The following is a 14,053-nucleotide window of genomic DNA, read 5'->3' as shown; positions in this document are numbered from 1 at the left end:
GTCTCCTCAGTTGACTGACTTTTTGAGTCATAGAGTTCTTCGGAGCAGCCGCATTTTAAGCAAGGGAGGAGCAGGCAACGGTTCTCCCCACAACAGTCTGAGCCTCTGCGGGCCTTATTCTGGTGAGATGGGCGAGTTAAACTGCCTCTCGATGATGTGGCAAATTTGCCGGGCAGCGGTGCCGTCGCCGAAGGGGTTTTGGGCCTGGGCCATGCGGGCGTAGGCCTGGGGATCCGTGAGCAATTCTCGGGCCGCCTCCAGGATCTTTTCGGGATGGGTACCCACCAGGCGGGCGGTGCCGGCAGCAACGGCTTCCGGCCGCTCGGTGGTCTGCCGCAGCACCAGCACCGGCTTGCCCAGGGCGGGGGCCTCCTCTTGAATACCACCGGAATCGCTGAGGATGAGAGTGCAGCGCTGCATGGCGCTGACCCAGCAGGGGTAGTCCAAGGGCTCGGTAAGAAAAACTCGCTCCCGGGATCCCAAAAGGGCCTGCAGGGGATCCCGCACCGCGGGGTTGGGGTGGAGAGGCAAGAGGAGGGCCGTATCGGGGAACTCCGCCAAAATCTGCAGCAGAGCCTGGCCGATGGCTATTAAGGGATCCCCCCAGTTTTCCCGCCGGTGCACAGTAACCAACAAAACGCGGTAGCGCTGCCAGTCTAGGCCGGGGATGGGGCAAGGGATCCCGTGGGCGGCCACCTGCAGCAGGGCGTCGATGACGGTGTTGCCGGTGCAGTAAATGGAGCCAACCACGTGGCTTCGCTTCAGGTTATCCACCGCTTGCGGGGTGGGGGCAAAGTGCAGGCTGGCCAACTGAGAAATGAGACGGCGATTGGCCTCTTCAGGAAAAGGGTGGTAGAGATCGTCAGTGCGCAGGCCGGCTTCCACATGCCCCACCGGGATGCGTTGATAGAAAGCGGCCAGGGCAGCGGCAAAGGCGGTCGTAGTATCGCCCTGCACCAGAACCAGTTGGGGCTGGCGCTCCTGAAAATAGGGTTCCAGGCCGCGCAGGGTGGCTTCGGTGATGTCAGTCAGGCTTTGGCGGGGACGCATGATCTCCAGATCCCGATCCGCCCGTAGGCCGAAGAGCCGCATCACCTGATCCACCATCTCCCGGTGTTGCCCTGTCAGGATCACCTCAGTGCGCAGGTGTGGACTGGCCCGCAGGGCCTGGATTACCGGAGCTAGCTTAATGGCTTCGGGCCGCGTGCCCAAGATCACAGAAACCAGAGGAAGGGAGGTCATAGGCTCAAGGGCATCGGCGCTTGGGGGAGGCGAGCAGCTCTGGCTCGGCTCCAGACAGAGCGACCATCAAATCAGGTTTTGAAATCAGGTTTTGGAAAGGGCCTGACTGGTTCTCAAGTTGCGGCAGCACAGCCTCTGTAGATGGGGATGTCCCTGGGGCCAACTATAGGCAAAGAGAAACCAGCAGAGGGCGCTTCCCCCGATCTTAACCCCCGATTGCTCTACCCTTTGCTTCGCCGAAGCCAGCCCTGGGCAGGGATCCGGCAAAAAACATCAAAACCAAACAGCGCTGCTCGATCCCTGCCCACCTTGCCCAAGTGGGCCTGGAGGCTGCCGGGCCAGCGACAGTTACCAGGGCCTCCAGATCCAGCCAAAAGCCTGGAGAGACAGGAATCCGTATCCGCCCTCTTCTAGCTTGCCAAGGACTACGGCCCGCCAAGACGAACTGCGCAGCAGACGCTTACGCATCCCCCAGAGAGACTCTTAGCGGCGTTTGATCCGGAGAGTATCTTGTCGATATCTTGTCGTTCGATGGTTGCCTCAGACGGGCTAAAAGCCCAAAGCTGGCCCCGAGCCTATATCCAGCTCATCTCATCACAAACGAGGGTAAACACCGTTGCACAACTGGCCACCAGCAGCGATATGAAGGGCGGCTGGCCATGAGCCATGCAAATAGCCGCTGCCACCGAAGCGCCTACAGCAGCGGAAAAAGTGCGACCTGCCCAGTTGCCTTTGGAGGGTTTGTCAGAGGGATTAAATTTGTTAAACATTTTGACGCAAGAAATAGGGTACAAAAGGGATGATTCACAAGATTTCGCCTCAGGCTATCACCCTCAGATGAAATTTCGGCGGGATTCAGGACTATTCTCAATATTTCTTCGCTTAGGCTTCAATCTTTCGTAAAATTGCGCTGAGGTGTTCGTAATCATCTCGCAACAGCGAGCTCAACTGCCGCCCTGCTTGCACCAACCAGTGGCGATCCCGGTTCAAGATCCGGTAAGTCTGACGGATGACAGCGGCCACCAACTCGTCGCTGGGGATCCCGTTGACACGCAGCAGGGTGCGCAAAAACTCAAAAGAGCGGCAAAACTCCCTTACCTCGCTTTCAGAGCAGGGGTAGACCGGCTGGTGAATCTGGGGCGGGCGCGGCGGCAGGTACTGATAAACTCGTCCCCCGCCAACGAAGCCGACAATGGCAGCGCGGAAATCGCTGCGCAACATGGCGAAAATCTGGGGCTGCTGCTCCCGCAGCTCCTGTGTGGAGAGGCCCAACGCTCTGGGGCGGTGAACCGTATCGATGGGAGTCATGGCGGCGTAGCAGACCACCCCATAGATTAGGTTGCCGGTCTCCTCGTCTTGGGAGCGGACCCAACTGCCGAGAGCGGGCAGGGTCGGGAAGGTCAGGCGTTCCGGCCTTAGGCACTGGGCCACAAAAGTTGTGGTGTCGGCCTCCACCACCTCTCCTAGGGCAGAGGGGGGTGGGGAGATGGCTCTGGCTCGCATCCTTCCTCCGGTTTCTCAAGGCCAATGGCTGGGGGGTCGCTCCACGGATAGAGAGGGCAAGCAGGAATGGGCGGCTGACTCCCCTCTCCTTGAGGGGAAGAGGGCGGCAGGGAGGGCCACTGCTCAGCCCTCGAAGGGCAGCCCAGAGCCAGGGGAGAGGCGGGTCGGTGGGGGTTCTTCTGCTGGCTCTGCCTGTTGGTGGCGGGCCTGGGCCCGTTGCAAGGCTTCCCGCACCACTGCAAAGCCAGTGCCTCCAGGGCTGAGCCGCGCCGCCACTACCCGCTGGGGAGCGATGGCTGCCAGAATATCCGCTTCAAAGGCCGGGTGAAAGCTTTTCCAGCGCTCTAAGGGCAGATCCTGCAGCAGGATCCCCTCTGCCATACAGGTACGCACGATCTGGCCCACCAGATCGTGGGCGCTGCGAAAGGGGATCCCTCTGCGCACCAGGTAGTCGGCCACATCGGTGGCGTTGGAGAAATCTTCCCGTACGGCGGCCTCCATGCGTTGGGTTTGGAATTGGATGCCTTCCCGGAGCAGGATTGTCATCGCCTGCAAGCAGGCCTTTACAGTATCAACGGTATCGAAGAGCCCCTCTTTGTCCTCTTGCAAATCTTTGTTGTAGGCCAGAGGCAGCCCCTTCAAGGTGACCAGCAAAGCTTGGAGATGGCCGAACACCCGCCCTGTCTTGCCCCGCACCAATTCTGGCACATCGGGATTCTTTTTCTGGGGCATGAGGCTGGAGCCGGTGGCACAGGCATCGGTGAGGGCGACAAAGCCAAACTCCTGCGTGGCCCAGAGGATGATCTCTTCCGAGAGACGGCTGAGATGCACCAGGATCAGGCTGGCGGCAGCGTGGAACTCCACAAGGAAGTCGCGGTCGCTCACCGCATCCAGGCTGTTGGCGCTGATGCGCTCAAACCCCAGCAGATGGGCAACAAGCTGCCGGTCGATGGGCAAGGAAGTGCCAGCCAAGGCCCCGGATCCCAGGGGGCAGACGTTGACCTCTTCCCGCACCCGCCCCAAGCGTTGCCAGTCCCGCCAGAGCATTTCTTCGTAGGCTAGGAGGTGGTGGGCCAAGCTGATGGGCTGGGCCCGCTGCAGGTGGGTGTAGCCAGGTAGGAGCGTCTCCACGTGCTGGTCGGCCAAGTCCAACAAAACCCCCCGCAGCTCCCAGAGGAAGTGCCGGATAGCGTCGATTTGATCCCGTAGGTAAAGGCGCAGGTCGGTGGCCACTTGGTCGTTGCGGGAGCGCCCCGTGTGCAGTTTTTTGCCCACTTCCCCCACCAAGGCCACCAGGCGGCGCTCGACGGCGTAGTGGACATCTTCCGCCTCAGGGTCAGGCTGGAAGCTGCCCTCGGCAACTTCCTTCTGGATCCGCTCCAGCCCCTGCCGAATTTGCTCTGCCTCTTCGCGGCTCAAGATGCCGCAAGCCCCCAGCATCTGCACGTGGGCCAGGGATCCGGCCACATCGTAGGGCAAAAGGCGAATATCGAAGCCGATGCTGGCGTTGAAGCGGGCAATCTGAGGGTGCAGGGATCCCGCAAAGCGTCCGCTCCAGGGGCGCGGGGTGGAAGGTGCCGTCGGCTGGGACATGGACTCGGAAGGAGGATAGGGATCGACCACCACAGAAAGACTCGTCTAAAAAAGTAAGCCAAGCAGCGACGGCCAAGGCGCCGCCACCTCAGGGCCAAGGAATCCGAGTGCCACCGCCTCTAGTGGGAGCTGGTGATGCTCTTGAGCATGTAGCCCGCCACGATTCCTATCAAAAGCGCCCAAATTTGGCCCGATTCCACGAAGTTGTTCCAACCCCTGCGGATATCGGCCAGCACGTCCTGCCGGAACACCTGGGCGACAATCACTTCCGTCTGCAAGGCCGGCGAGGCCGGCAAGTAAACCGAGGAGAGCTCGGAGCCAGGAGCAGTGAAGTGCATGCTTATACCTCAGGCAAAGGTCAACTAGGAAAGCGGGCCACCACCCAAGAGGCTTCCCTAGCTAGAGAGTACCCTTAGTTTGAACCTTCGTAGCTAGGTTGGCTCAGAATCGGGCAATACTTTCAACACCACCAGCGTTGTATCGTCCACCGGCTCAGGCCGCAGGGAAATCTCATCCTGAAACAAGAGCTCCGGATCCGCCGGCGGCTCTGGGGCAACAGGACGGGATCCCTGGCGGCCCCGGAAGGCGTCCATCTGCTCAAAAAGGTTCTCCAAGATCTCCTCGGGCGACTCGTAGCGACTGGCAGCATGTTGAATGGCGTCCATCAAGCCTGAGGTCTCCAGCCGCTCCCCGCGGGTATTGGCGGCCTCGACATAGCCATCGGTGTAATAGACTACAACATCTCCCGGCTGCAGTTGCACGCAGGCTTCCGAGTATTGGCTGTGTTCCTCTAAGCCAATCAGCGCTCCTTCTGTGTCTAGGGGCTGGATGTCGCGGGTGCGGGCCCGCCACCAGAGGGTGGGGTTATGGGCAGCGTTGCTAAAACAGAGGCGACGGGAGCGGGGATCGTATTCTGAGTAAAACAGGCTGATGAAGCGATTGGAGTTTTCCAGATCGCTGTACATGGCCCGGTTGAGATGTTGGAGAACGCGGGCCGGCGAGTGGCGGTTGAGGGCTTCTGCCCGCACCATGGCACGGGTCATGCTCATCAACATGCCGGCAGGGACACCTTTGCCCATCACGTCCCCAATCACGATGGCCAAGCGAAAGTCTTCGGATGGTTCAGGGGAAGGGGCCAGGGATCCAACCGGCTCATCGGCGGCGGCCTCAGAGTTTTCCGGCCGCTCGCTGGGGATCTTGATGAAATCATAGTAGTCGCCCCCCACCTTGCTGGCCACGCGGCAGCGGGCCGCCAGCCGAATGCCCTTGACTTGGGGGTAGTGGCGGGGCAGCAGTTGGGTCTGGATGTAGGAGCCAATCTCCATTTCTTTTTCCAGAGCCATTTTGCGGCGTAAGGCCGCCGTCAAGCGCTCGTTCTCGATGGCCACGCCCGCTTGGTCAGCCACCAACCGCAGCAGTTGTTGGCGACGTTCATTCCACTGGTAGCCGGGCTGACGGCTGAAGACGTACAGGCGCCCCTGGACGGAGCTGCGAATCAACAGCGGCGTCCCGAACAGGCGCACATCTGGCCCCAGGCTCTGGCGCAGGCGTTCGTCCAAGAGATGTTCCAAGGCCGGGATCTTCACCGACAGGGATTCCTCGGTTTTTAAAATCGGCTCCTGAGCCGACAGAGCTTGGGCGATCTGCTCCATCTCGGCGCGAATCTGCTCGCGCCGGTTCAGATCCGAACAATGCAGTTGATCCAACTGAATAGTGCCGTTGGGGTTGAACAACACCAGCGCTCCGCCCTCGGCATCGGTGAGTTGGCTGGCCACAAAAGCAGTGAGCTCTAGGATCTGGTTTAGGTTGTTGAAGGAGCGCAGGGCAAAGGCCAATCCCCCTAGCAAATACAGCATCGGCTGCTGTTCTGTCCCCAGCTCTACCACCGGCTCCGGCTTCGGCGGGGCGGGCAAGATGGCCGGTTTCACTTCCGTCAGCTCCCTCTCCTCCAAGGCCGCCTCGGGCTCCTCCTCTGGGCCAACTTGAGCCGAGCGCAGATCGCCCTGCTCATCGAGGGGCGACAGCGACGCAGCCGGAACGTTGGTGGGAAAGGAGTTTCTGTCCGCACCTTGGGCAAGCAGAGACTCTGACCAGGACAAACCCGACAGCCCGGCAGGGGGCTGCGCCGGAAAGGCTTTTTGCGGGTTGTGCTCATCCATCGGGAAGCTAGAGGAAATCCCCTGGAAACATAACGATGCAGTTTAGCAAAAATATCAGAAGCTCTATCACAAAAGTTTTAGCCCAATCCCAGTAGTCCTCCTTACGCCCGGCGGCGCTGACGGGACCCCTGACTCAGCTCCTGGTAGAGCTGCTCCAACTGGCTGAGGTTGTGGCTGAGGGTATAGCGCTCCAGCACCCGCTGGCGGGCTTTCATCCCCAGCAGTTGCGTAAATTCCCGTTGATCCCGCAACAGAGGCAGCAGCGTTTGCAGCTCCACCGTCACCCGCCCCGGATCCAACAGGATCCCGGCTCCATCGGCCAAAACCTCGCCATCGGCCCCGACGTCGGTAGCCACTGCCGCTACCCCACAGGCCATCGCCTCCAGCAGCGACAAAGACAGCCCCTCAATCAAGGAGGGCAGAATGAACACGTCGGATCCCCGCAGGATCTCGATGCGCTGCTGCTCGTCGGCAACGTAGCCCAGCCAGTGGATCCCGTGCTGGCGGGTGTAGAAAGGCTTGAGGGTATTGAGCAGGGGTCCATCCCCCACAATCAGGAGGCCACACTTCTCACCCATTTGAGCCTGCTTCCAGGCTTTGAGCAGGGCCTCGACATTTTTTTCCGGCGAGATCCGTCCTTGGTAGACAAAGACCCGCTCCAGCCCCAACCGTTGCTTCAGGGTGGAGGGCCCCGGCGAATACTTATCCACGTCGACGCCGTTGGGGATGACCACCACCTGCTCGCGGCTCACCCCCAGCCTGACCAAGATCTGCCGCTGTGTTTCCGAGAAGACGATGGTGCGGTCGTAGTGGGCCAAACAGGGGGCATAGAGCTGATAGGCCAGGTATTGGGTGCGGGAGGCGATGTTGCGCCGCCGTCGGTCAAAAGCCGGGTGGAAAGTAGCCACCAGGGGCTGGTTGAGCTCAGCGCAGATCTCCGGCAGGACAAAATCGATGGGAGAAATCGTCAGCGAGGCATGCACCAGATCCGGCTGCAATTCCCGTAGGGCTTGGGTCAGCAACCGCCGGGCGTTGGGAGCCGGGATCGTGTAAATCTGCGACTTGTACAGACAGGGCAGGGAAACATCCCGCCCCGCCAGCTCAGCATGCCAACGGCTCCCCCGACGGGATCCCTCTACAGCAGGGGCCTCCAGGCTGGGGGAGGGGCTTTCGTTAGTGAAATGGAAAAAGCTCACCTGATGTCCCCGCTCCAAAAGGCCGTTGGTTACCTCACGGCTATAGGTGACGTTGCCACAGAAAGGTGCCTTCTTGCCTATCCAGGCGATGTGCATGGGCGGATCCCTACGGCGCCAGAACGCTGATCTGCAACGGGATGTGCGATTCAAAGCCTCTATAAGGGTAGCAGACTCGCATCCCACGTCGGCCCGCTGCTCCCCTCTCAGGGGAGAAACCTAGACCGACAAGGCATTGACAGATACCCAGCCCTACGCCGCAGCTATCCAGGAGAAAAACTTATCTGTGCCCCTCTCTACCCAGCAGACCCCAGAGGTACAGCCCCGCCGACCCGGTCAGGGCTGCCAGGCCGAGAAACGTCCAGGCAAGGCCGAAATACGTTTCCGCCACCCCCGCCAAAACCAGCGGCAAACTGAGAGCAATGTTGACCGCATTGTTCTGCAGTCCAAAAACCTTGCCGCGCAGATGTTCGGGGGTCTCCTCCTGGAGCAAGGTTTGCATGGGCACCGCCACCAACGCCCCTCCACAGCCCAGCAGGGCAATCCAAGCCAAGCTGGGAAACAGCTTCCCCTCCGTCCAGGACAAGGCCGCCAAGGACAGACACAGCAACAGGGATCCCAGCCCACTCCAGGCGCGACGGCTCACCTGCCGGCCTGTATGCCCCACCCAAAAGGCGCCAATGGCCATGCCCAGGCCGGCAGCCGCCAGCAACACCCCAAACTGATCTGCCTCCAGCTCCGCCGTCACCTCGGCCATGCGCACCGCCAAGACCGCCAGCGCCGCAAACAGCGAGTAGAGCACCACCATTTGCAGCAGGGCCGCGCGGATCAAGGGCATTTGCCCGATGTATTGCAGGCCCAGCTTGAGATCTTCCCAGAGATGGGGGGCCTGCCAAGGCCGGGGCTCCAGCCTCTCGTGGGGTTGCAACAGCAGCAGCAGGGATCCCGCCAACAGGTAGGCTCCCCCCACCAACAGCTCTGGCCCTACCTCCCAGCCGGGCAACCACGCGCGCACCCAGCGATCCGCCAGCGTTAATAGGGGCTCGCCAATGGCAAAGCCGACGATCAGCGAAGCCATCATCGTCGTGGTGTAGAGGGAGTTGGCCGCCAACAGCTCCCGCCTAGGCAGGATCAGCGGCAGAGTGGCCTGTTCAGCAGGAGCAAAAAACTGGGTCAAGACAGAGACGGCAAAGCTCACCAGCAACAGGCTGCCAAAGCCCAAAGGGATCCCTGGCCAAAGGTCACGCCCGGCGGTGAGCCAGAGCAGCGGCGGCAACAGCAGCACCAGGATCCCGCGCACCACGTTGGAGAGCACCAGCACCCCCTTCTTGGGCCAGCGATCCACAAACACCCCTGCCAGACTGCCCAACAACACCGCCGGCAGCGTAAAAGCCAGCATAACCGCCGCCACCCAGCCGCTGATGGAGGCCCCTTCCGGCTGAAACTGCCTCGAGATCAACCCAATCAGCAGCACCAACAACACCTTGTCGGCCAACTGGGAAAACACCTGCCCCATCCACAGCAGCAGGAAGTTGGGTCGACGCAGGACGGCAGCAAAGTTTCCCAGGCCTGTCCCTGAGAAAGGGGAATCCACTTGGCTATCCTCTTTGGGATCCTGGGGAGGGGGCTCTGGCAAGGGATCCCCCGACGAACACTTCAGCGAGCCGGAGGGGGGACTTGCCGGCGGCTCAAGTGGGGGGGCCTCTGACTTCAGCACCTCAGTTGAAGGAAATGTGGAAGGAAGATCCCGAAGATGAGAAGTCCGGTGGCAGACCTCCACCTCCCCTTCCGGCCAGTCCCATCGTTGCTCCAAAGTCATGGTGCCCCCGTCCAGCATATCCCTCTCTCCCGCCTTGGCTTTCCCTGCCGCGCTCCAGCATTACCGCTGCTGGCTTGGGAGAGGTGCCCTAATCTTAAATCTTGACCTAGCCTGCAATCAAACTTGCCTCCCCTCCAGGGCAGCTTACCCCTGGCCGCCCAAGTTGTGCCTCCCCCCTGAGCAAGCCGCTAAGGCGATGGTGGGGAAAGGCTATCAGCTTTCTGACAACGATAGGGAGCGCAAGGGATCCGGGATCGACTCGCTGGGGGCTACAAAGCTGCCCTTTTCCACAAAAGTGAGGCGCAGCGCCAGCCAACGGATGAAATCCTCATTGGTCGAGACCACTGCCCCCAGCGGCTCCTTCAACTTGTTGCGTAGGAGCCTTAACTCTGGAGCTTCCATGAAAGCCGGCTGGGGCACCCAAAAGAAATCGATGGGGCGATGGTGCTCCTCATAGTGTCGGCGACGCTCCTCCAGCACTTCCTCCAGAGGTTCAGAGCGCAAAAAAGACAGATTGGCAACAATAAAGTGGTAGGTGGTGGGCTCAGCAGCAGGCATACTCTGAAAAGTGTAAGATTCAAACGCCTAGAGGGGGGTTCCTGGCAAAAACACAACTTCTCCCGCCGGCTCTTGCCTAGAGTTGCCAACTTTAACCTACTGGCAGGATTAGTTGGCAGACTTGAGTAAATGCAGGGCCGGATCGCGAGATCTGCGGAGGGACTGGCAGTCTTGCAACTGCCGGAGGACAGGTAGCCGCGCTATCACTTCCTCAGGGGACATAGAGTGCTCTGAAGCCTGCTTGAGGATAGGCAGAGCTTGAGCTGCCCATTCCTGCGCCCAGAGGGGAGTTGAAGGGGTTTCCCCCTGCTCCAAGAGTTCCTGGCAGAGGGCAGTCGAGCGCTCCAAGTCGCCGCTTCCCTGATAAGCCATAACCAGGGCTACCCGCGCCAAAGCGCATTCCTCAGGATCTATCCTGGAACCGTTGCGCTCTTTCTGGCGGGGTGAGCTCTCCTGAATCGAGCAGCAGTAGCAGAAAGACTCGAGAAGGTTGATCGCCTCTAAGTAGCGCTCCTGCTTGAGAGCAGTGATGCCGGCACGGAGGGATCCATACGGAGGGGACATGAGCCTAAGTATAAGATAAGAAAGGATTCCGACCGCCTTGCACTGAAGGGCGTTGATGACTTAGCTTCTTATCCGAGGTTTCGTGTCTGATACTACTATACAGCTTTTGGCCAAGCGACCGCGAATCTCCTTACCCTCTTAAGCTTTTGGCAAGGGCGCTCAACTCTTACGGGCCAAGATATAAGTGCTGACGTAGTGGGTTTCTCGGCGCAACACCTCACAGCCTGCCTGCTGCAGGCGCACCCCCAGATCATCGCGGATGTAGTCCCGGTAGTAGGGTTCGTGGAAGGTTTGCACAAAAGCTTCCATCGTCTCCTCCAGCTCCGGCGAATCCAAGAGTTGCACCGAGTCGCAGATGACAATGACGCCCCCCGGCTTCACCACGCGGCTCATCTCGTTGATGACCTTTTGCCGGGCCGGGCCGGGCAGCTCGTGGAAGAGAAACACACTGACAACCGCATCAAAGGTGGCGTCGGCATAGGGCATAGCCTCAGCGTTGGCGCGGATGAGCTGGGGCAGCTCCCCAGGCAACTCCTGCAACAGGCGGTTGGCCTTGCGCAGATAGGCAGGGGAAAGGTCCAGGCCATACAGTGCCGCGTTGGGCAGAGCTCCCCGCAAAAGGCGCAGCGTGCGCCCCGTACCACAAGCCACGTCGAGAATGTGGGGAGCCGATAGAGCAGGATCGAGGGCATCCTTGAGCAGCCGGATTACCCGTCGCCGCATGGCATCCGCCGTGCCCCCAAACAGCAGCTCCACCTGGAGGTCGTAGAGCTCAGCCGAGCGATCGCTTAGGTAGCCGTTGGTTTGGTAGTGGAAATTCTGCAGGTAGTATTTCGGGTAGCCCTCTGTGGAGATGTCTGGAGAAAACTCCTGGTAGCGCCGACTGTGGACCCGTTGGGTAATCTGGGGCAGTTCCAACCACACGGCTGGGTAATAGCGAGCAAAGTCCAGCCAGGGGTTGTCAAAGAGAAGCGCGTGAGGGTAGTAACCTGCCTCGGCATCTTGCCAATCGACCTGGAGCAGCCGTTCGTAACGAGCCCGCAACTCTTGCAAAATAGCTGCGCTGACCTTCACCCGCTCCCGCGGCGGCAGGGCTTTCCCAGAGGAAAAACTTTGCAGCTCCCTGAGCACAGAGAGCATCAGCTCCGAAGCCTGGGTGGAGAGAGCCTTATGGGCAAAGCCAAAGAGATTTTTGCCCCACTGAAAGGCACGGTAGGCCGCCTCTCCAACCGGCGATGGGATCGGCAGCGACAGCTCGGAGCTCAACTGTAAGCTCATAACCCTGCAAGGTGCGAATGCTTAATGTTTGTTTACGTTAGATTATAGCAAGGCAGCGATGGGAAACCGGCAAGTTCTCGGCCTTGGGAGAATCGGCGAAATTGGAGCTGTAAGTTGCTAGTCACACCCCACTTCCCTAAGAGGGAGAGTACTCTATTGGTGTCCCCGGAAGGACGTCCCCGATGCCCCATGCACTGGAGGAAGGGGCTGAGCAGGTCGAACGGATTGGGAAAAGGGAGCGCCCGAGCATGACAGCCAAGACGGTGTTGGTCATTGACGACAGCATCATGATCCGCAAGATGGTAGCCAGCATCTTGGCTGACCAGTTTCAGGTACTGGAGGCCAAAGACGGCCTAGCGGGCTTGGAGGCTGCCAAAAAACATCACCCCGACCTGATCTTGCTGGATTTTGTCATGCCCAAGATGGACGGCTATGACACATTGCAGGCCATCCGGCAGGAAGAGAGCCTGAAGAATACCCCCGTCATCATCATGTCGGGGATGAAAGAGCAGGTAACAGCTCGCATCCCTGAGCCTTTTGTCGATTTTGACTTCATTGAAAAGCCCTTTGAGGCAGAAGCCCTTCTGGCCCAAATTCAAAAGGCCCTGCAAGTGACCCCGGCGGCTGCTCTGGAGCCCGGATCGGAAACCAACACCCAGTTACTCTTGAACAAGCTCACCGCCATCGAGACGCTGCTCATCCAAGGCACGGAAAACCTCATCCAGCGGGAAGTGGTGACGCGGCTTGCCAACCTCAACCAGCGCCTGGAGCGCCAGGAATCTTATAGCGCTAACCTGGAAGAGCAGATCCGTAAACTTGCCAGCGAAGTGGAACGGCACAGTCAGGGCCTGGCCCTAATTGTCAAAGAACTACGGCAGATCCGCAAACTTCTAGGGGGATCCTGATGTCTGAGCGAGGCTTGGAGCGCGCCTACCGGCACCTGGATGCGGTGACGGCCCTGTTTGTGGCTGTGCTGCTCATTTCCAACATCGCCTCCACTAAGATCGTGCTCTTGGGGCCGTTTACCTTTGATGGCGGCACCATCCTCTTCCCTCTCAGCTACATTTTTGGCGACATCCTCACAGAGGTCTATGGCTATGCCCGCTCGCGGCGGGTGATCTGGCTGGGGTTTTTCTCGGCGGCCCTGATGTCGGTAACCTTGATGATCGTGGGATCCCTGCCGGCAGCCCCCGATTGGCCCTACCAGGAAGCCTACAACCAGATTCTCGGCCTTACCCCGCGCATTGTACTGGCCAGCCTGATTGCCTACTGGAGCGGCAGCTTTGCCAATGCCTACGTGCTGGCGCGCCTGAAGGTGTGGACGCGGGGACGCTGGCTATGGACACGCACCATCAGCTCGACCTTGGTGGGCCAGGCGGTGGACACGGGCCTGTTTATTCTCATCGCTTTCTGGGGGGTGTTTCCCGGTCTGATGAGCCTCATCGTCTCCAACTACGTGTTCAAGTGTGCCGTTGAGGCAGTCTGTACGCCCCTGACCTACGCCATCACCGGCTGGCTGAAGCAACAGGAACAGGAAGACTACTTTGACGTGGCAACCGACTTCAACCCTTTCCGAATGCAGTCTGTATCTAGGTAGTTCATCCATCGGCTGCCCCGACGGATCTGGCCTTGAGAGGGATCCCAGTTTTGGTATAGTCAGAGCGTTATCCTTTCTACCCCGCCGCCGGTGTGCAGCGAGCCGGCTCGGGTTGGGCAGACCGGTGTTGTCGGGAGCCCTTATCCAAGACAAGACTTTTGTGAGGGATCCGTAAAGATGATGCTCATTTTCCAAATTGCTCTGTTGGTGTTGGTGCTTTACAGCTTGCTGTTGGTGGTGGCGGTGCCGGTGCTCTTTAGCTCTGCCAGCGACTGGAGCCGGGCCAAGAATGTCATTTTGGTAGGATCCCTGCTCTGGGTGCTGATGGTGATCGGGGTGGGGGTACTCAGTTTCTTTAAGTGATCCTCCCACCATCCCACCAGCTCCCGGACGTTGCAGAGCATCAGGGCTGCAAGGTTCCGGTAGCGGGGAAAAACTGCGCACCTCCGCATCCTGTTGGGCCCTGAGCGCTCTCGGTAGAAGGGATCCCACCCCCTTACAATGGACAGCAACTCGATTCCATGTTCATGGCCTTGCTGCCTGCTCG

13 protein-coding genes are annotated in these 14,053 nt (G+C 59.9%); 3 read left to right on the top strand and 10 right to left on the bottom strand.

The genetic code is table 11. The features are described 5' to 3' along the window. Positions 1-114: 114 nt before the first annotated feature. The 10 genes from wecB to NW852_RS04595 all read right to left on the bottom strand — a co-directional run bounded on the left by wecB (position 115) and on the right by NW852_RS04595 (position 11,909). On the bottom strand, positions 115-1,242 hold the full coding sequence (gene wecB, locus NW852_RS04640) for a non-hydrolyzing UDP-N-acetylglucosamine 2-epimerase (protein WP_414370501.1): 1,128 nt from the start codon (positions 1,240-1,242) through the stop codon (positions 115-117). Between the two features lie 882 nt (positions 1,243-2,124). Further along, positions 2,125-2,745: a hypothetical protein gene (locus NW852_RS04635; RefSeq protein WP_414365059.1), complete on the bottom strand. Its 621-nt coding sequence runs from the start codon at positions 2,743-2,745 to the stop codon at positions 2,125-2,127. A 123-nt stretch (positions 2,746-2,868) separates the two neighbouring features. Then, complete coding sequence (gene argH, locus NW852_RS04630) at positions 2,869-4,338, bottom strand: argininosuccinate lyase (RefSeq protein WP_414426494.1); 1,470 nt, start codon at positions 4,336-4,338, stop codon at positions 2,869-2,871. A gap of 119 nt (positions 4,339-4,457) precedes the next feature. Next, a complete protein-coding gene (locus NW852_RS04625; protein ID WP_414365060.1) occupies positions 4,458-4,676 on the bottom strand; it encodes a hypothetical protein in 219 nt (72 codons plus the stop codon). A 93-nt stretch (positions 4,677-4,769) separates the two neighbouring features. Next, complete coding sequence (locus NW852_RS04620; RefSeq protein ID WP_414370502.1) at positions 4,770-6,497, bottom strand: PP2C family protein-serine/threonine phosphatase; 1,728 nt, start codon at positions 6,495-6,497, stop codon at positions 4,770-4,772. A gap of 101 nt (positions 6,498-6,598) precedes the next feature. Then, positions 6,599-7,789 (bottom strand): glycosyltransferase family 4 protein, encoded by a 1,191-nt coding sequence (locus NW852_RS04615; protein WP_414365063.1) that lies wholly within the window; start codon positions 7,787-7,789, stop codon positions 6,599-6,601. A gap of 181 nt (positions 7,790-7,970) precedes the next feature. Further along, the gene (locus NW852_RS04610; RefSeq protein ID WP_414377356.1) at positions 7,971-9,326 is read right to left on the bottom strand and encodes an MFS transporter; all 1,356 of its coding nucleotides are present in this window, start codon (positions 9,324-9,326) and stop codon (positions 7,971-7,973) included. 396 nt (positions 9,327-9,722) lie between these two features. Further along, a complete protein-coding gene (locus NW852_RS04605; protein ID WP_414370504.1) occupies positions 9,723-10,067 on the bottom strand; it encodes an MgPME-cyclase complex family protein in 345 nt (114 codons plus the stop codon). A 108-nt stretch (positions 10,068-10,175) separates the two neighbouring features. Next, positions 10,176-10,631, bottom strand: a complete 456-nt coding sequence (locus NW852_RS04600; RefSeq protein WP_414365067.1) for a hypothetical protein — start codon at positions 10,629-10,631, stop codon at positions 10,176-10,178. Between the two features lie 159 nt (positions 10,632-10,790). Further along, the gene (locus NW852_RS04595; protein WP_414370505.1) at positions 10,791-11,909 is read right to left on the bottom strand and encodes a class I SAM-dependent methyltransferase; all 1,119 of its coding nucleotides are present in this window, start codon (positions 11,907-11,909) and stop codon (positions 10,791-10,793) included. Positions 11,910-12,157: 248 nt separating this feature from the next. Between NW852_RS04595 and NW852_RS04590 the strand changes: the two genes are divergently transcribed. The 3 genes from NW852_RS04590 to psbZ all read left to right on the top strand — a co-directional run bounded on the left by NW852_RS04590 (position 12,158) and on the right by psbZ (position 13,869). Next, complete coding sequence (locus tag NW852_RS04590) at positions 12,158-12,814, top strand: response regulator (RefSeq protein ID WP_414365071.1); 657 nt, start codon at positions 12,158-12,160, stop codon at positions 12,812-12,814. Beyond that, a complete protein-coding gene (locus tag NW852_RS04585) occupies positions 12,814-13,506 on the top strand; it encodes a queuosine precursor transporter (protein ID WP_414370506.1) in 693 nt (230 codons plus the stop codon). Before NW852_RS04590 ends, NW852_RS04585 begins: the two co-directional genes overlap by 1 nt. 177 nt (positions 13,507-13,683) lie before the next feature. After that, positions 13,684-13,869 (top strand): photosystem II reaction center protein PsbZ, encoded by a 186-nt coding sequence (gene psbZ, locus NW852_RS04580; RefSeq protein WP_011429012.1) that lies wholly within the window; start codon positions 13,684-13,686, stop codon positions 13,867-13,869. The last annotated feature ends 184 nt before the right edge of the window (positions 13,870-14,053 follow it).

This window comes from Synechococcus sp. H60.1, assembly GCF_047462335.1.
Classification (GTDB): domain Bacteria; phylum Cyanobacteriota; class Cyanobacteriia; order Thermostichales; family Thermostichaceae; genus Thermostichus.
The sequence above is the reverse complement of the archived record's forward strand: the minus strand, read 5'-3'. Positions and strand labels throughout refer to the sequence as shown.